This is a genomic window from Acinetobacter sp. NIPH1876, assembly GCF_022808535.1.
Classification (GTDB): Bacteria; Pseudomonadota; Gammaproteobacteria; order Pseudomonadales; family Moraxellaceae; genus Acinetobacter; species Acinetobacter higginsii.
The window spans coordinates 176,610-194,556 of the sequence record NZ_JALGBR010000002.1 but is presented as its reverse complement, the minus strand read 5'-3'; the positions used below and the strand labels follow the sequence as shown (position 1 = coordinate 194,556).

Sequence of the window (17,947 nt, the reverse complement as noted above, 5' to 3'; positions counted from 1 at the left end):
TAAAAGTGAATGTAGCGAATATTTGTAAAATTCTATTGATGATTCATAAACTTAATCTATTATAAAATAACTTATTTTAACGATAGCATAACCATGATTTGGTTATAATATGTGAATAATTTAACACTTTAACTTTAGATTACATTGACTTTTTATTGTCTATATTCTGAGTATTTTTAGTTGAGATCTGCGATGAACAATTCCAAAAATAAGCTGCTGAGTCATACACTATTAATTTTAGGTCTTATCTTACCAGTTCAATATGCATTCAGTGCTGATTCTGATTTTGTCAAAGAAGGGGATGCAGCATATAAACCAGGTAACCCAATTTATGATCGTTGGGACAAGTTTTATAAAATTGAACAAAGCCAGCCAGTAGAAGCTGAGAAAATCTTGCTTGAATTAGGACAAATCACGCCACAAGATATCAAGGTTTGGAAAAGTCTGACTTATTTGCAGATTCGCTTAAATAAACAAAATGATGCTATTCAAAGTGTGCGTAAGGCTGAACAGCTTGCACCCGAAGATGATCAACTGAAATTACAAGAAGCGTATTTGTTGAATCAGCAAAAAAGGAACAAAGAAGCCTTAGTGATTTTTAAGAATTTATCGACCTCATCCGACGCTGAAATTGCTGCAAAAGCGCAGCAAGCAGTGCAAAACCTGAGCGGGGCATCTGTTCCCTCGACGTTTAAAGATGTGTATTTTGCCCCGTCTTATGAGTCACGTTATGACGATTTCATTTTTCCCTTAAAAATGCGTTATGGGAAGAATCTTGATAATGGACGGGCGCAAGTGTATGGCTTTGTGAATCTAAACCGTGACACCAAATCTAAAGGCGGCGTACGTCCAGAAATTATTGATGAGAATGCAGTGACGATTGGTGTAGGAGCGAACTATCAACCGTGGCAATCAATTCCGATCCGTGCTTATTTAGAAGTGGGTGGCAGCTATGATCTGATTGACCGTAATCGGGATAAATTCCGGGAAAGTGTGGTGGGTGGGGTCACTGGCTATCAAGAGTGGTATGCAAACCCAGCGATTGAGCAGCGTACGATTTGGAATGATTATTTTACGGATCTGTATGGCAATGTCGCGAGTTACTCTCGCGAGGACTATAATGTAATTGCTGATTTACGCTTGCGTTCAGGCTTCAATGTATATCGCGGTGAAGTAGGTACCGTACAAGCCTATGGCAAACTGCATACTTTGGCAGATTCTAAAGGCGAAAATTACAATAATTTATTTGAATATGGTGCAGGCGTTGCTTGGCAGCCGTTTAACTATGTTCCAGTAAAACTAAGAGTTGAACGACTGTATGGACATTACTTTAAAGATGCTTTAGCTGATGGCACTGAAAACTATAACAACACACGTACTGAACTGGTTTTTTATAAGAGTTTTTAAGGATTGATCTCTGTGCTACGAGCTCGATACTTTAGCCTATACCACAATGCGACTGCATAAACTGTCATACGGTTCATATAATGTGGACCGTCAAAAATATACACTTTTTGTCCTTCGTAGGCTTTCAGTTGTTGCATGATTTCCCATGGGTAGGCGGAGCGAAACTTTCCGCCTTTCACGGGACGAAAAGCTTCTAATACAATCACAATATTATCCTTACCAAATTCTTTTTGAAGGTCTTCTAGCACGACTCGGGCTTGTTGAGGTGAACGCGTTCCAACGCCAACACCATCTTGGAAGAATACACCTGTGTGGCTTGGTAACCAGCTTTTTAACCAGGAATCTAAATGTTCAGGTGCTTGTTCGCCACTATAGATACTGATCCAAAGTGGTTTGGGCAAAGTTCGAATGGCTTTGGCAAGATCATCTACACAAATCCAAGTTGGGTCTGCTTCTACAGGAAAGTAATAACCTTTAAGAGGAATGAACTTGGTATTCTCTATTATTTTTTTAGAATTTTCAGCAAGTTGTAATACATTGGAGCGAGCTATCTTCTCATCATATTCTCCTGCTAATCCAAGTAAAATATGCTGAGCCCATGCTTTTTGCTGGAGCTGTTTCAGATTAATGTTTTTATCCCATTTTTCTAAACCCATGTCATGATCAAACCATGATTTAGATTGCACCACCGACCATTGTGGCACGAAAGTAGAAACACCAAGTAAGTCCCAATTGCCTGACGGTGGCGTTGTAGCCAAGTCAGGTTGCCAGAACATACCTTCAATTTGTGGAGGTTGTACATCTGTTTTGAGATGATGAATACAACCTCCTAAAAATAACAGGGCTGATAAAGCAAGCGTGATTAACGTTGTGGATTTAGTCAGCCTTATTTTTAGCATTTGGTCTTTTTCGCCAGTACCAGAGCAAAATTGCAAGAACCATGATAGCAGAGATTATAACGACCAAGATAAAGAATGATGATTGCTTAACAAGAGGGGCTTTCTGGTTACCGACCATAATCTTTTGTAAAATGAAGACCTGACCACTTTCAGTCACCAATATCTTGCTGGCATTATTGGGGATATTTTGTTGAACCTTTTCCCAAAGCTTGGTGAAGTTTTGAGCGCCTTGCATCGAGTCAGTAATAATATCAAAGCGTTGATCATGGAAACTGACCAAGAAGCCATTCACAGTCGCAGGTGGGTAAAGTGTGCTTTGGTGCATTAATACCTGTTGGCGATAGATATTGGGGTTGACCTGTACATTGAGAAGTTCGGGTTTTGCTGGATCAAGTTTGACTAGATTGAGTGGGATTGGATCATTGGTCATCAGCATTTTTTTAGCCACTTGGCTGACGATCATCGCGATTTCCAAGCTTCCCGCATTGCTATCAATCGCAATGGTTGGATGGGTTGCAAAAGTCATTGATAAGGATGCAACCCCATTTTTGAGTTTATGCGGGAGTTTTACCGTCGATTTTTGTGTATCAATCCAGAGAGAACCTTTTGCGGTTGGTAAACATTGTGAATTTACAATCACCGAATTTTCAAGCTTTAAGTTAAAGGTCGTATTGTTCGAAATAGTTTTGGCAAAATAGTTAAATTGTCGATTTACTGGGTCCGAATCTAAATTGGCTGTTTTCAAACTCCCCGCAAAACCGCCATCAATCCAAGTAGTAATGTTAGAGCCTTCCAATAAACCACTCTGCACACGCAATGCAATTTGACCTTGTAAAATATCCGTTGGCTGCCAAACTGCGGGGAAGTTGAGGAAGAGATTTTTTTCAGCTTGGTTCAAGCGGAAATCACTAATACCTAAATCGGCAAGGGTGTGAATTTGTTTGATTTTAGCCCAGTTTGGTGCTGCAAGCTTATTGGGAAGAAAGGTTGCTGAGGTATTCAGTTGTTGTAAATATTCTGAATTGAGTAAGCCGTTAATTGCAGAGGTTAGTTTTTCTGGTTGGTCATATTGAATTTGTAATGTTGGAATATCATTGACAGTGCTAATTTGCACTAAAGTCCCTTTAGGTAAAGGACTGGCTGATTTTAAAATTTCAATATAAAAGTTGGGTGTTTGCTCCGTTGGTGCGTTTTGTTCATACCATTGGATAGGCGTGACTGAACCCCATGCACTGATCAAACGTCCTAGCATTGAAGCTTCATTGACATTTGCGGGATTATATTTCAAGACTCCAACAAATGGCGTTGGACGGACAACCTGTGGGTTAAATAAAGCATCAGGCAAATCTTTTAAGCGATAAACGGGGCGGTGGCGTGTATATTCAATTTTAGAATTACTTAAATAAGTTACCTGATCGACATCCTCACTACAGAAGGTAGTTCGGTCAGCAGCAGGCGAGGTATTTGGCGAATACTGCTGTAAAATAAAATCTAAACGATGAAAACCGTTTTGAGTTGCAGGAATGTCGAAGCTTAATGTACCGTCGCCATTTAAGGTGGTGTTGTAGATCAGCTTGTCATCAAATTTGACGAGTAAAGTGGTGAAATGCTCTGTGGAGTAATCGCTAGTAAAACGGATGTTCTGCCATTCAGAGCCTTTGCCTACATAAAAGAAGTGCGGTTCAATGGTATATTTATTGGACGTGTTGATGTTGTCAAAGGTCCATGTATTTAATGTATCCGCAGATGTGAATACGGGCAAGGAGAGGACTACACTTGCAAGCATAGCTTTTAAAAATGGATGATGTAAGGTTTTATTTTTCATTTATTTTTTCTCCTTGCTACGCTCAGTTTTATACCACTGTAACGAGTTTCCCTGAATCTTATTTTTAAGCATGTCATAAGCCGCTTTAAACACGATAAATAAGAATACTTGTGAATACGTGACATAAGATAAAACCGCGAAGAAATATAGTTGAGGTTTGGCTCTTTCTAAAGATAGGGTGAACCACATTTGTGCGACATATAAACAGAAGGATAGGCCCCAAAGTAACGTAAATGGACCAGGAACAGTAATCCCTGCAATACCCAATAAGCCTAACGTTAAAGTGATGTGACTCCAGATCAGTGCAGGTACAAATAGCACATAGCACATGATGTTGTTAAAAATTTCGATGCCGATAGGGAATGGTTTTCGAAGTGCGATCGGTAAATATTTACTGGTAACGTAGAAATTCCCTTGAGTCCAACGTGAGCGTTGTTTTACAAATACACTTAGAGAAGGAGGGTCTTGTTGCCAACCAACCGCGTAGGGTACCCATTTAATCCGTCTTTGCCCGAGGAAAATTCTAAAGCTCATCTCGGTATCATCGACCAAAGATTTTTCATCAAAACCACCTAGCGTTTCTAAAGCATCGCGCCAGATTACGTAATTGGTGCCCATTAAGGTCGACAGTTCAAAACGCTGCCAACGACCCCCTTGGAAAATCCATTGGAAGAAAATAAACTCGATCGCAATAAAACGAGTCAAAATACTGTCACGCCAGTTACGGGTACGGACTTTACCATTCACTGCGACTAATTTTTTATCGGCCAGCAAGGTCTGGGCTAATAGGCGGACACAGTCGGGTTCAGGGGTACTATCAGCATCGTAGACGACGATCAGTTCTCCCGTGGCATGCGGTAAACCGTTGTTGAGTGTACGAGATTTACCTTTGCCACCCATACCTTTCGGTACATTAACAATTTTAATGCAAGGATAAATGGCCGCCATTCTTTCAGCAATTTCTAGCGTATTGTCTTTTGAACCATCATTAATCAGTAGTACTTCATAGGCATGTACAGGATAATCCTGTTGTGCAATCGCATGTAAAGTGTCTTCGATGACCACACCTTCGTTATAGGCTGGAATCAAGACACTTAATACGGGCCATCGTTCAGGAATAGGCAGATTTTCCAGTTCTTTTGCTGCATTTTTAGAATATTTCCATGCCTGAAAGCTCAACCATGCCCAAAAGGCTTGTGGAATCCAAATGCCTAAAAAGCCAAATAAGAAAAGAATATCAATTGCGGGCATTTATTCTTCTCCTACGAATGATAGAAATAATCAAGATCAGGAGTAATCCGCCGCCAAGTAATAAAGAAATCCAGGAGATAGAACTCCCAAATGTGCTGAGTAAACTCGGATAATGTGCCGAATAGATATAATCCAGTGGAATAACCACTGTACTTAGCCCAATCAAAATATAGCCAAATAAACTGGTTTCAACTCCATCCGTACTGCTGCTAAATTGTGTGCGATTCAGATCCCATGAGATCCCCAGTTTTGGATACTCAATAGTATTTACGGGCATTCCAAGTGGTGGATTAATTACCACTTGATAACCTGAGCTTTGTGCAGGATCGGTAATCGCTTGATAAAAATAGTGCTGATGATGTTGAATTTTTCGCGCTGGAATACGTAATTCATCAGGGAGGTCTGATTGAATAATATAACTACCAGCGGGTTGAGCAATCAGGTTTTCATCCCAACCCGTTTCAATCAATGCCGCTAAGGGACGTAGGCCAATGGCAGTTGAGAAAGTTGCTTTAGCTGCAAAATACTTTGCATGAGCCATTTGATAGAAGGCAACAGGAATAGCACCTTCATTGACGGCTTTTTTAATTTTATAATATTTAACCGCGCTAAAATATTCATTGGGTAAAATCACACCTGGTTTAACGCCTTGTTCAACCAATTGTTTAAAGCTTTCGGAGTCCAACTGATCAGATGTGAACACAGGCCACCATGTCGCAGGCTGAGGAAAGAATTCAGCAACCGTTTGCGGTGTTTGAATTTGAGTACTTAGATCCGTTTTTGCTGCTTCGATCTGACAGTGATAGTACTGCTGATAAAATTGCTGCAAGGTTGTATCTGGGAAATGGCTGGTTGCAACCAGTACACCACAGATATTGAGTAATACTGACATCAGCGCACCTCTCGACTGGAAGGTGCTAAGTATTCAGTATGTTGCTCAATATGCAGTTTGAGTACAGTCAGTTCCTGAAGGTCTTGAATGAAGTGTGGATAGATGTGATGTTCATCAATGCTCGGTTCGTGAATGACAATACTTTTAATTTCACTGAGTTCTTCATTAATGAAATGGTAAATCACACTCTCTCTTTCATTTGAAAGAATCGCCATAATTTTATTCTGGGTTTCTTTCCAGATGTCTTCGCCCAGCATTTCACGAATTAGTACGGTATTATTGATATGAGTGGTAATAATTTTATAGTGATCTTTATGCGTGAGCTGCAATAGCTTTTTTAATTCGCCTTGGAAATGTTTCAATGCAGTGAGCGGCAAAATATCGTGTTGATAATTTCGATCATAACTCTGAATGTCGCGGAAGCTCTTTAGCGCATTTTGAATATTATGACGTATCGCACTTAAAAAGATCGGTGTAATTGGTAGCACAAACAATAATAGCAGTTGACGTTCGACATAAGTTTGATTGGCGAGGTCAAGGAAAAAATAGACAGCAACACCAACAAATGTGACGAGCCCGAGAACTAAGGCCATACCAACATTTAAAAAAGCCCCTGAAATTAACAAAATAAGTAAAAACACCCAGCTTCCGCGATAACTTGCTGGCAGCCACTCGTACGCAACGATGCCCATAAAAATTTGAGCTGAGATAATCCACAAGACGAGTGCTGGAGCCGGATTTTTTTGCATAATAATTTTAGTTTTAATAAATGTCTTTTGTGAAGAAGTTAGCATTATTTTACAGTTCTGACGACAGTTTTTCTGTTGTTAGCTTTGTAAAATAATTTTATAAACAGTAACATACAGTATAGTCTGTATTTCAAAATAATAAAAAGTATCCTATTTTAGAAGTTTATTTAACTTATGTAAGCTCTGTTAATGTGATTTGAATGCATCGATTGCACGTAGTCGACTGGCCTTTAAATCCACTATCGGCTTAGGATAATCCAGTATTAAAGCCTGATTTTTTGCATAAGGTTCATGAATCATTTTGTTATCAAGATGGGCAAGTTCTGGAATCCATTGACGGATATATTCGCCTTCAGGATCAAACTTTTGTGATTGCGTCGTTGGATTAAACACACGGAAATAAGGAACAGCATCCGTGCCTGTCGAAGCACACCATTGCCATCCCCCATTATTGGCAGCCAAGTCACCATCAATCAGGTGCTGCATAAACCATTGTTCACCTTTACGCCAGTCGATGAGGAGGTTTTTGCTTAAGAACATGGCGCAGATCATACGGACTCGATTATGCATCCAACCCGTGGCTAACATTTGCCGCATACCTGCATCAATAATTGGAATCCCTGTTTGTCCTTGTTGCCATTTTTCTAAAGCAATAGGATCATCTCGCCAGTTGATCTTTTGGGTCTGGGATTGAAAGGGCTGATGTTTGGAGACATTGGGAAAATCAAACAAGATATGTTGGTAGAACTCACGCCAAAGTAATTCATCTAACCATGTTTGTTGGCCTTCAGATTGAATCTCAAAATGACCGTGTTGCTGTCTAAACAGGGCTTGCAGGCATTGCCGAATCGAAATAATCCCAATATTTAAATAGGCTGATAACTGACTGGTGCCTGAAACAGCCGGTAAATCACGTGCAGTTTTATAAGCTGCTAAGTGCTCATCAATAAATTGATCTAAGAGTATGAGTGCATGTGCTTCTCCAACTTGCCATTTGCTAAAGTTGGTATCTTGGATTTGTTTTATATAGTCGCGTTGTAATGTTTGGATGTCATCTTGTTGAAAGGCGGATATATCCAGAGACAGCGGTTGCTGCTCTGTTGGGGAAGGATAACATTGGGGTAAACCGTGCTGTAAACGTTGATAGCAGGTTTTCTTAAATGCACCAAAAACCTGATAGGGTGAGTTAGATTGATTGCGGATAGAGGCCACTGGAAATAGAGTTCGATCATGGAAAAGGATCAATTCTTTTTTATATTGATTGATTTGATGCTGTACAGTCTGATCTCGTTTGAGTTCATTGATCCCAAGTTCGATATTGGCATATATATTTTCAATATTAAGTTTTTGCATTAAACGTGAGAAAAAATCAGGGATATCTTTCCAAAATGGAATTGTTTGAACCAGCAGGGGAATATTCAGGTCTGCAAGTTGCTGTTTGAGTTGTTGTAATTGACGTAGATAAAATTCGATTTTAATCGCTGCATCGTCATGTTGCTGCCACTGCGCAGGGGACAAAATGATAAGTGCAATTGTAGGGCCTGCCTGAGTCGCATGCCAAAGTGCTGCATGATCATGGATTCTTAAATCTTGGCGAAACCAAATCAGTTGATAGGTCTGAGACATAGCTGTGGATTGTAATCGAAAGTTGAATAACGTTAAGCGATTTTTCGATTTTGGAAAAGTGCTTGGCAATAAAAAAGCAAAGCCGAAGCTTTGCTTTTTCCATCTAATTCAAAAATGAATTAGTGGTGGTGACCACCTGCACCGTGAACGTGACCATGATCTAATTCTTCTTGAGAAGCATCACGGATTTCAACGATTTCTACTTCAAAAGTAAGATCTTGGCCAGCAAGTGGGAAGTTCGCATCAACGATGATGTTGTCGCCTTCAATCGCTTTAACAGTTACGATTTGAACGCCATCATCAGTTTGAGCTTGGAATTGCATACCAGGTTGGATGTTGTCCACACCTTGGAACATTTGAGCTGGAACTTCTTGAACGAGGTCTGGGTTATATTCGCCATAACCTTCAGCAGCTGGAACGTTTACAGTGAATTTTTCGCCTACAGTTTTACCTGTAAGTGCATTTTCTAAACCAGGAATGATGTTGCCTGCGCCGTGCAAATATGCAAGTGGTTCACCTTGAGATTGATCAAGTGTTTCACCCTCAGCGTTTGTTAAAGTGTAGTGGAATGAAACCACGTGGTTAAGTGCAATAGCAGTCATGTTTTGAATCCATGTCATCAATAGTTTTAGCTGTATATCATAAAGTGAAAAATAGATTTTGTTGACTATTTTCCACTTTTTGAAACGATTTAGTTAAATATTGAGACGAAATATCAAATTTCAACTCAATACAGCTTAATTTTTGGACGTACACGACGCGTTAGAAAATCCTTCATGGTCAGCATACCTGCTTGGGTATAGCCATGAATATTGGCTTGATGCAATCGGTATAACGATACATACATGGTTTTTGCAATAAAGCCCTGTACGCTGACATCGCCTAACAACTCGCCTACAGCTTGATTATGGCTTAATGACACCAGAGATCCTTTCTCATTAAAGCTAAACATTGGTTGCGGAGAACCCGACAAACGTGCGGCCATTGCATCGACCAAGAATGTTGCTTGCTGACTTGCCACTTGCGCACGTGGGCCTAATGGCGGTTGACGCGCATCTAATTGACAGTTGGCGCAATCACCAAAGGCAAATACATTTGGGTCAGAATAAGTCTGTAGTGTTGCATACACCATTAAACGATTAATCTTGTCACGTTTAAAATCAGTAAATGATTCTAGAACTTTCGGTGCTTTGACGCCTGCTGCCCAAACCGTAATATCGGAGTGCAAGACACTGCCATTACTAAAATAGACATTTGATTCATCGACTTTTTGCACTTTATGTTGGGTCAGAATTTCAATACCCATTTTTTTCAGTTGCTTGGCACTGTGTGCAGCCGTTTTTTCAGTCAGTGCAGGGAGAATGCGATCAGAGGCTTCAATTAGGGTAATCTTAACCTGCTTTGGATCAATTTTCTTTAAACCATATCGATAAAAGTTTTTCGTGGTTTCAATTAGTTCCGCTGCAAGTTCAACCCCCGTTGCACCTGCACCAACAATGCCAATATTTAAAGCACGTTCAGTTGGTTGGTTTTGTGCTTCGATATATAGATGAAACAAATCTTGTTGGAAGATATCAGCCTGTTTTCGACTATCTAAGAAGTGGCAATGTTCACGCACACCTTCGGTACCGAAGTCATTGGATACAGAACCAACTGCAAGTATCAGCGTATCGTAACTGAGACTTTGAGTCAGGGGAGTATGTTCTTTAGAAAGCTGTGGGGGAGAAAGTGTAATTTGTTTTTGATCTTTATTGACATCGATTAAGGTTCCAAGCACGAACTCAAAATGATGTTTTTCTGCGTGAGCAAAATAATTGGTTTGTTCTTCGTGAGGATTAAGTGAACCTGCTGCGATTTCGTGAAGGAGAGGTTTCCATATGTGAGTGAGGTTTTGGTCAACTAGGGTAATTCGGGCTTTCTTGCGTCGACCAAAACGTTCTCCTAGTTGTGTCGCAAGCTCTAAACCACCTGCGCCACCGCCTACAATCACGATATGATGTAAGGTTTTACTCATGATTAACCTAATTTTTTTTGTGAAAGGATGGCAGGATTATGCCATCCTTTTTTTTATATTGTATTGGCAATCTTGATAGAAATAGTAGGTTTTTTTTAACCTTGGTTTAAAGGGTAAAGTTTTGGGTTTTTAGTGTCATTTGTTGAGAAAAAACTGAACAAATTCGAAAACCAGATCATAATTTTCTGAAAAATATTGGCTTCTTCAATCTGTACATCATTCTCAATTTGTAAGCTACGTATCAATTGATTGTTTTGATAAATCGATACCGTTGCCAAGTTCATGACTTGAGTCAAAGGGGCAGTTAAATGCTGTTCATTGAGCTCAATATTGATATGTGTATTGGTGGTTTGAAGCGGTTCAACGGTCGTGACTTGCTGGTTGGCATCTGTCAAATGAATACGTTGGGTGAGTAAGTCAAAAGTGTTTAAATCAATGGGTGCGGTTTGACCATATAAAGAAGTGGTCACAATGGTCGGTTGCTGTGTTTCAACTTTAAATATCTTCAAAGTTGATTTAATCACAGGCAATTCGGCAATCAACCTTTGCTTTGGAATTATTTCTTCATCGCGGGTATAGGTATAGGCCAAGTTCATTAACTTATGTGCCACTTCAGCACGTTTTACTGCGCTAGGTGTACCTAATACCACAACAATCAAACGACGTTTTTCAACTTGTGGATTAAAGGTCGGACGCTCAGCAGTGAGGGCTAAGTTGTAACCCGCCGCTTTGGTAAAACCTGTTTTTAAGCCATCTGCAGTTGGATCCATTTTCAAAGCAAGATTGGTTGCATGATGGAAGCGTTGGTTATAACTAAAACTTGGCATTTTTGAATAATATAAATATTCAGGTGTTTGTTTCACAATCGCTTTTGCAAGTAGGCTTAAATCCGCCGCTGTTGAATAATGATCGGTCATGGTAATCCCAGCAGGATTGCTGAAATGTGTATCTTTCATGCCCAATGCTTGTGCTTCTTGATTCATACGAGCAACGAACTGCGGCACACTGCCTGAAATTTTTTCAGCAAGGGTGACTGCTGCATCATTGGCAGACATCACAATTAAACCTGCCAAAAGCTGATCCACCGAAATCTGTTCGCCAGCTTTCAGGTACATCTGTGACTCATCCCACATCACTGTACTGACCACAGGTGTAGCCGTCAGCACTTCTTCTTTACGTAATTTACCCGCTTTGATCTCTTTTAATGCGATATAGGCAACCATCATTTTGGTTAAAGACGCTGGCGCACGTTGAACGTGGCTATTATGTTCAGCGATGATTTGCCCTGATTGAGCATCAATCACCGACCATGCTTGTGCTTCAACTGTTTCAGGGGCGATGTTCAGTAAATTTGCATGTGCAAGGTTTGCACAGACGAGACTAAACAACGTAAAGAGGGAGAGGAGAAATTTCACGTGAATACCTTGTATTGCCGATCCGATGGCCCAGAATGCGAGACAAGAATGCTATGACTTTTTTGTTGAAGAATCTAGGGGCTATTGACAATTTATATATGAATTGCGTTGTAGGCTAAAAAATCATCAGACGAGGCATGGAACGCAGGGAATGGCTATTCCCTTGCCAAGTTTCATAACGAAGTATGAGGATATTTTAGCCACAACCCTTTGGGACAGGAACATTTTTTGTCGCTACTACGTTATGCCTTGTTCATTTAGAATGACTAAATTTCACAAGACATGCCTTGTATCGCCTAAAAAACATCCGCTGTCGCAACCATAGATAAAGTGACAATAGCCCCTAAACTTTTGCTGACAATTACGACATCTACGCATGACTTTGTAAAAAAATGCTAAGCTGTGTGAAATTGTTCCTATTTTCATGATTAAAAATTATGTTGCACTACCAAATTGAGTTCGACGATTATCGCCAGCACCTGATTCATGTCACACTTCGTTTTCTTGCAAATCCCAATCAAGAACTTTGGCTACCGACTTGGATTCCCGGTAGTTATTTGATTCGAGAATTCTCAAAACATATCGAGTCAGTGAAAGCATCAGATGAAGCTGGACGTTTACTGACGATTAAAAAAACTGAAAAAAATCGTTGGCGTTTATTCAATACTGATCATGAACTGATTACGGTTGAATATGATGTGTATGCCTATGATTTGTCCGTACGTGGTGCTTATGTCGATCAAACACGGTTATATGTTAACCCTGCATGTGTTTGTTTAGGGCTGATAGATCAAGAACAAGCAGCATGTGAGCTTGAACTATTCCTACCTGATGAATTAAAACATTTTCAAATCGCAACAGGTTTGCCATCAAAAAGCTTGGTAAAGGGGCGTTTCACCTTAAAAGCGGAAAATTATGATCAACTGATTGATAGCCCATTTGAGTTGGCAGATCAAAGCCGTTTTAGTTTTGAAGCCAACGGTATTCCACATGAGTTTGTAATCTCAGGGAAGCACACGACCAATTTGTCGCGTTTAGAGGCAGACATTCAAAAGATCTGCCAGACTGAAATCAACATGTTTGGTTCAGCACCATTCCAAAACTATACCTTTATGACCATGGCCACAGGCAATAGTTATGGTGGTTTGGAGCACTGCAACAGTACTAGCTTAATTACCCCACGTGATGATTTACCGAAGGCAGATGAAACAGAAGAACCTTCTAAAGATTATCAACGTTTCTTAGGTCTGTGCAGCCATGAGTATTTTCATTCATGGTTAGTGAAATTTATTCGTCCTGAAAATTTTGCCAACTATGATTTGCATAAAGAATCGTACACCAGCTTACTGTGGATTTTTGAGGGTTTTACGTCTTATTACGATGATTTGATTTTATTGCGTAGTGGGGTGATTTCGCAGAAGTCTTATTTAGAGCTACTGAAAGCGCAAATTGATCGTTATTTACAAAATCCAGGCCGCTTGATTCAATCGGTTTCAGAGTCGAGTTTTGATGCATGGATTAAGTTCTATCGTCAGGATGAAAACTCAAACAATGCAGGCACCAGTTACTATAACAAAGGCAGTTTAGTGGCACTTTGCCTAGACTTAGGCTTACGCTTACGTGGTTCTAACTTAGATGCTTTGATGCGTCGTTTGTATGAAAATACCCAAAACGGCATTCAGGTCAATGATCGGACTATTTTTGAATTATGTAATGAACTGACAGGTGATAACTGGATCGAGCAAATTAATCATTTGATTAACACCACAGATGAGTTACCACTCGATCAACTATTCCCTGAATTTGGTTTAAGTTATAGCATCAAAGATGATAAGGCTTTGCCTTTTGGCTTAAAAGTCGTTGATAAAGCGGAAGGTGTGGTGGTGCAACAGCTTCGTCGTGACAGTGCCGCAGCTCAAGCAGGCTTGTCGGCGAATGATGTGATTATTGCGATTGATGGTATCAAAGCATCAGAAAAACTTTTAGCCAAATATGCGAAGCAAAAAGGTCGCTTTACAGTTTATGCATTCCGTCGCGATGAGTTATTACAACTGGAACTACAAGCGGGTGAAAACTCACTCACAACAGTTGAACTTAAAGTTGAAGACCAACAAAAAGTTGACCGCTGGTTGAAGGGTTAGAACTTGATAAAAAGGACGCTATGAGCGTCCTTTTTATTAGCTGCCACGATAGGTCGAATAACCATAGGGGCTGAGCAGTAATGGAATGTGATAGTGCGGTAAGGTTCCATCAACTTCAAAAATAACAGGAATTTCAGGGAAAAAACTACTTTGCTTTTGCGCTTTATACCAGTCACCTGTTTTAAAAGTTACTTTATAAATACCTGACTTTAATTGTTGTTGCGCCGGATAAAGCGCAGGAATTCGTCCATTCTGATCAGTTTTGGCCTGATTGATTTCTATCCATTGATTTTTTTGTTGTGCTTCGAGAACAACGGTGACATCAGCAGCAGGTAGACCATTTTGCTGATTGAGAACATGCACACTCAATGGGTTTGTTGCTGCGAATAAGCTGCTTGAAGCCGATAGTGCGGCGATGGCGAATAGATTTTTATACATAGCAAAATTCCACCTTTCTTGATCAATGTTTCCGTATGTATTGCCGTCAGTTGTTGTGAGGGCAATGCATAGGCATGGGATAGGAGCGCAAAAAAAAACACTGCTAATCAGTGCTTTTTAATGCTGTTTTAGAATGAATATCTTGCACCGAGATAGAACTCGCTTGAGTATAGATGTGCTTTCATTTGCTCATCTTGCAAACTACGCGCATTGGCAAAGTTGTTTAACCCGCTATCGGCTTTACCCAAGTCTACATAACGGTAGCCCAAATCAAGGTTAAGGTTATCAATTGCTTTATAACTAGCCCCTGCACCTATGCTATACACCAGTTGAGTTTCGGTATTTGAAAGATATTGGCGAGAGGTATTACCTTGCCAGCCTGAAGATTCGGTACGTGCAACACCTAGTCCAAGATTGCCGTATACAGCGACATTTTGCATGACTTCAAAATCACGATAAGCATTCAACATTAAACGTTGTGTATCGACTTTATGATGATTGAGGCTGGTTGGAAAGTTGCTTGAGCCACTGGTAAATTCAGCATTATTTTTAAAGGTATATTCACCATCAGTACGCCAACCATTGCCAAAGTCATAGCCGAAGCCCAATGAGGTATTGGTTAAATCTTTTTTATCTTTACCCGCGATAAATTGACCAATGCCAGGGCGTAAGCTGGTTTCCATATTGTCGGCTTGGAGCTTAGCAGCGGCAACTTTTGCAGAGATATAATAACCTGCATCATTTACGTTCTGAGCGTAACTTAGGGATACAGCAGTCAGTAAAACAGATGAAACCGCGAAACGGGTGAGTAGCTTGTCCATATTCAATTTTCCAAAATCAGTAGAGGAATGTTTGGTGATAAAAATCTTTATTTCCTCAGGACATGGTAGGAAGAAAAAAATCTTGGCGTGATGACAATTGGATTACCGATTTGTAATCTTGGCAATGAATAAACAAGGTTAAGATGTGGGATGCATATTTTAATTGTCGAAGATGAATCTAAAATCGCGCAGTTTTTAGCGAAAGGATTAAATGAATCAGGTTATACCTGTGCTATTGCAAAAGATGGCATAGAGGCATTGTCACGTTTGCAACAAGACCTCTTTGATTTACTGATTTTGGATGTGATGTTGCCACAATTGGACGGTTGGCAAGTTTTGCAAACATTACGTACTTTTTCGAAAATGCCAGTTTTAATGCTAACTGCAAAAGATCATGTTCTAGATCGAGTAAAAGGTTTGGAGCTTGGAGCCGATGATTATTTAATTAAACCATTTTCTTATGTGGAACTCTTGGCAAGGATCAAAAGCCTGTTACGCCGTGTACCGAATGTAGAAAAAGAAATTTATCAAATTTCAAACTTAAGCTTAAACCGACTCAGTCGAGAAGTGTATCGTGCTGATACTAAAATTGATTTAACTGCCAAAGAGTTTGTGTTGTTACAGTTGTTGATTCAACATCGTGGTGAAGTACTGACACGAACGCAAATTGCCTCAATGGTTTGGAATATTAATTTTGATACGGATACCAACGTGGTGGATGTTGCGATACGCCGATTAAGGGCAAAGATTGATGATCATTTTGTTCCCAAGTTAATTTATACCGTCAGGGGCATGGGCTATAAGGTTGATTTAAAAGATGGCAATAATGAATAGACTGTCATTGGCATCCCGCTTAAGTATTGCCTTTAGCTTAATTTCCTGCATAGTTTTTATCAGTATTGGCGGTTTGTCCTATCAAAATTTTCGTGAAATGGTCTATACCCAGCAAGATAAGGCCTTGGCTGCTCGGATCAAACGAATGGAAGTTTTTTTGACCGATGCACATACCGTTCAGATATTGGGGAAATATCCTAAGCTTTATGAAAATATGGTGGGGCACGAGGACAGTATTTTTATTGTCAAAGAATCAGCACAGGATCTCATTAGGATTAATCCATTACAGATCAAAATCCCTGAACTGAATTATTCAAATAAAATTCAGTATCGTAATAATACAGTTGAGCATCCAAGTACACGCTTTGCATTTCAATCCATCCAATATGGTCATAAGCAGTATCAATTGATTGCGGGACAACAATGGGATGGGGCGAACCAGATCCTGAGTCAATATTTTTGGAAAGTCTTGTTCTATAGCGGGCTAGGTATTCTATTGTCCAGTCTTCTGGGATTTATGGTGGGGCATTATTTATTCCGTTCCATGCGTACTTTAATTGCCGAGACCAGTAAAATTAATGTGCAAAAACTGAATCATCGTATTGAAGTTGAATCCACCAATATTGAAGTTCAGCAACTGAGTCAGGCGATGAATGAAATGCTGGATAAAATTCAGCAGGATTATCAGAAACTGGCGCAATTTTCAGAAGATATTGCACATGAACTGAGAACGCCACTCAATAATTTAATGGGACAAACTCAGATTTTATTGTCACAACCCCGTAAAACAGAAGAATTAGAAAATTTATTATATTCGCATTTGGAAGAGTATGAACGACTCACCAAAATGATCGAAAGCATGCTGTTTATTGCACGTTCTGAACATGATGAACAGATACTTGAGAAAAAGTCAGTCAATGTCAAACAGCTGATGAGAAATGTTATTGATTATTTTGATTGTTTGATTGAAGAACATCAGATGACGCTCCAACTGGATGTCATGGATGATTTCAATATCATGGCGAATGAGGCATTAATTCAGCGTGCGATTGCGAATTTAATCAGTAATGCCATTTTACATGGTCGAGCGCATGGTGTGATTGCAGTAGCGGTAAAGCAACGTGATTTAAACTGTGTCATGACGATTGTGACAGAAGGCGTTTTTATTGATGAAAAGCATTTGCCTTACTTATTCGACCGGTTTTATCAGGTCGATGAAAGTCGACATCAAAAAGCACAAACAGGTGGTCTGGGGTTGGCTATTGTGAGCTCAATTATGCAGTTACATGCAGGTTCAACTGAGGTCGAAAATCGATTTGAAGGGGTGGCGTTTAAATTGATCTTACCACTAAAGAATTAACGTAATCTTCATCAAGCTCTGTCAAAATAGGGTTCATGCTTAAGCAATATGCATATTTGTTTGCTAAATGATCAATTCAGTACGTTCATTTAAAGTTGGCAGTGGTTTGTATTTGAAAAGACATAACTTGACCTCATATATACATACCAGAACGCTACTATTATATCATTTTGTAGTATTTTTTATCGAAATGTCGTTATCACAGGATATTGCGTTGACTAGCATGTGATGAACGCTGATACTCTCAAGTTTGTTCAAGCAAATCGGTTCTAGGA

Annotated in this window: 15 protein-coding genes; 4 read left to right on the top strand and 11 right to left on the bottom strand. The window is 39.8% G+C overall.

Going from position 1 to position 17,947, the window contains the following annotated elements; all coding sequences use genetic code 11:
- Window positions 1-192: 192 nt before the first annotated feature.
- Entirely contained in the window at window positions 193-1,407 is a 1,215-nt protein-coding gene (locus MN869_RS03215; protein ID WP_005322977.1) for a hypothetical protein, read from the top strand.
- On the opposite strand, the gene MN869_RS03210 is transcribed toward MN869_RS03215, so the two are convergent.
- From MN869_RS03210 to MN869_RS03170, 9 genes are all read right to left on the bottom strand, one after another.
- The gene (locus MN869_RS03210; protein ID WP_033133382.1) at window positions 1,404-2,306 is read right to left on the bottom strand and encodes a hypothetical protein; all 903 of its coding nucleotides are present in this window, start codon (window positions 2,304-2,306) and stop codon (window positions 1,404-1,406) included. The two genes, MN869_RS03215 and MN869_RS03210, sit on opposite strands and share 4 nt — an antisense overlap.
- Entirely contained in the window at window positions 2,284-4,131 is a 1,848-nt protein-coding gene (locus MN869_RS03205) for a hypothetical protein (RefSeq protein WP_033133383.1), read from the bottom strand. Before MN869_RS03205 ends, MN869_RS03210 begins: the two co-directional genes overlap by 23 nt.
- Entirely contained in the window at window positions 4,132-5,382 is a 1,251-nt protein-coding gene (locus MN869_RS03200; RefSeq protein ID WP_033133384.1) for a glycosyltransferase, read from the bottom strand.
- Window positions 5,369-6,274 carry a hypothetical protein gene (locus MN869_RS03195; RefSeq protein ID WP_005202266.1) on the bottom strand — a complete coding sequence of 302 codons (906 nt, stop codon included), beginning with the start codon at window positions 6,272-6,274 and terminating at the stop codon, window positions 5,369-5,371. Before MN869_RS03195 ends, MN869_RS03200 begins: the two co-directional genes overlap by 14 nt.
- The gene (locus tag MN869_RS03190; RefSeq protein WP_032859887.1) at window positions 6,274-7,023 is read right to left on the bottom strand and encodes a hypothetical protein; all 750 of its coding nucleotides are present in this window, start codon (window positions 7,021-7,023) and stop codon (window positions 6,274-6,276) included. The genes MN869_RS03195 and MN869_RS03190 overlap by 1 nt, the downstream gene beginning before the upstream one ends.
- 186 nt (window positions 7,024-7,209) lie before the next feature.
- The gene (gene phrB / locus MN869_RS03185; RefSeq protein ID WP_033133385.1) at window positions 7,210-8,649 is read right to left on the bottom strand and encodes a deoxyribodipyrimidine photo-lyase; all 1,440 of its coding nucleotides are present in this window, start codon (window positions 8,647-8,649) and stop codon (window positions 7,210-7,212) included.
- A gap of 119 nt (window positions 8,650-8,768) precedes the next feature.
- Complete coding sequence (locus tag MN869_RS03180; RefSeq protein ID WP_004801387.1) at window positions 8,769-9,251, bottom strand: peptidylprolyl isomerase; 483 nt, start codon at window positions 9,249-9,251, stop codon at window positions 8,769-8,771.
- Window positions 9,252-9,376: 125 nt separating this feature from the next.
- Complete coding sequence (locus MN869_RS03175) at window positions 9,377-10,663, bottom strand: NAD(P)/FAD-dependent oxidoreductase (protein ID WP_005322983.1); 1,287 nt, start codon at window positions 10,661-10,663, stop codon at window positions 9,377-9,379.
- 95 nt (window positions 10,664-10,758) lie between these two features.
- A complete protein-coding gene (locus MN869_RS03170) occupies window positions 10,759-12,078 on the bottom strand; it encodes a D-alanyl-D-alanine carboxypeptidase PBP6B (RefSeq protein WP_033133386.1) in 1,320 nt (439 codons plus the stop codon).
- A 437-nt stretch (window positions 12,079-12,515) separates the two neighbouring features.
- Here MN869_RS03170 and MN869_RS03165 point away from each other — a divergent pair, with 437 nt between their 5' ends.
- Window positions 12,516-14,219 carry a PDZ domain-containing protein gene (locus MN869_RS03165; RefSeq protein WP_033133387.1) on the top strand — a complete coding sequence of 568 codons (1,704 nt, stop codon included), beginning with the start codon at window positions 12,516-12,518 and terminating at the stop codon, window positions 14,217-14,219.
- 36 nt (window positions 14,220-14,255) lie between these two features.
- On the opposite strand, the gene uraH is transcribed toward MN869_RS03165, so the two are convergent.
- Window positions 14,256-14,657 carry a hydroxyisourate hydrolase gene (gene uraH / locus MN869_RS03160; protein ID WP_005322985.1) on the bottom strand — a complete coding sequence of 134 codons (402 nt, stop codon included), beginning with the start codon at window positions 14,655-14,657 and terminating at the stop codon, window positions 14,256-14,258.
- A 128-nt stretch (window positions 14,658-14,785) separates the two neighbouring features.
- The gene (locus tag MN869_RS03155) at window positions 14,786-15,478 is read right to left on the bottom strand and encodes an outer membrane beta-barrel protein (protein ID WP_033133388.1); all 693 of its coding nucleotides are present in this window, start codon (window positions 15,476-15,478) and stop codon (window positions 14,786-14,788) included.
- Window positions 15,479-15,628: 150 nt separating this feature from the next.
- On the opposite strand from MN869_RS03155, the gene MN869_RS03150 reads away from it, so the two are divergent.
- Window positions 15,629-16,312 (top strand): heavy metal response regulator transcription factor, encoded by a 684-nt coding sequence (locus MN869_RS03150; RefSeq protein ID WP_005322987.1) that lies wholly within the window; start codon window positions 15,629-15,631, stop codon window positions 16,310-16,312.
- On the top strand, window positions 16,296-17,672 hold the full coding sequence (locus MN869_RS03145) for a heavy metal sensor histidine kinase (protein ID WP_033133389.1): 1,377 nt from the start codon (window positions 16,296-16,298) through the stop codon (window positions 17,670-17,672). The genes MN869_RS03150 and MN869_RS03145 overlap by 17 nt, the downstream gene beginning before the upstream one ends.
- The last annotated feature ends 275 nt before the right edge of the window (window positions 17,673-17,947 follow it).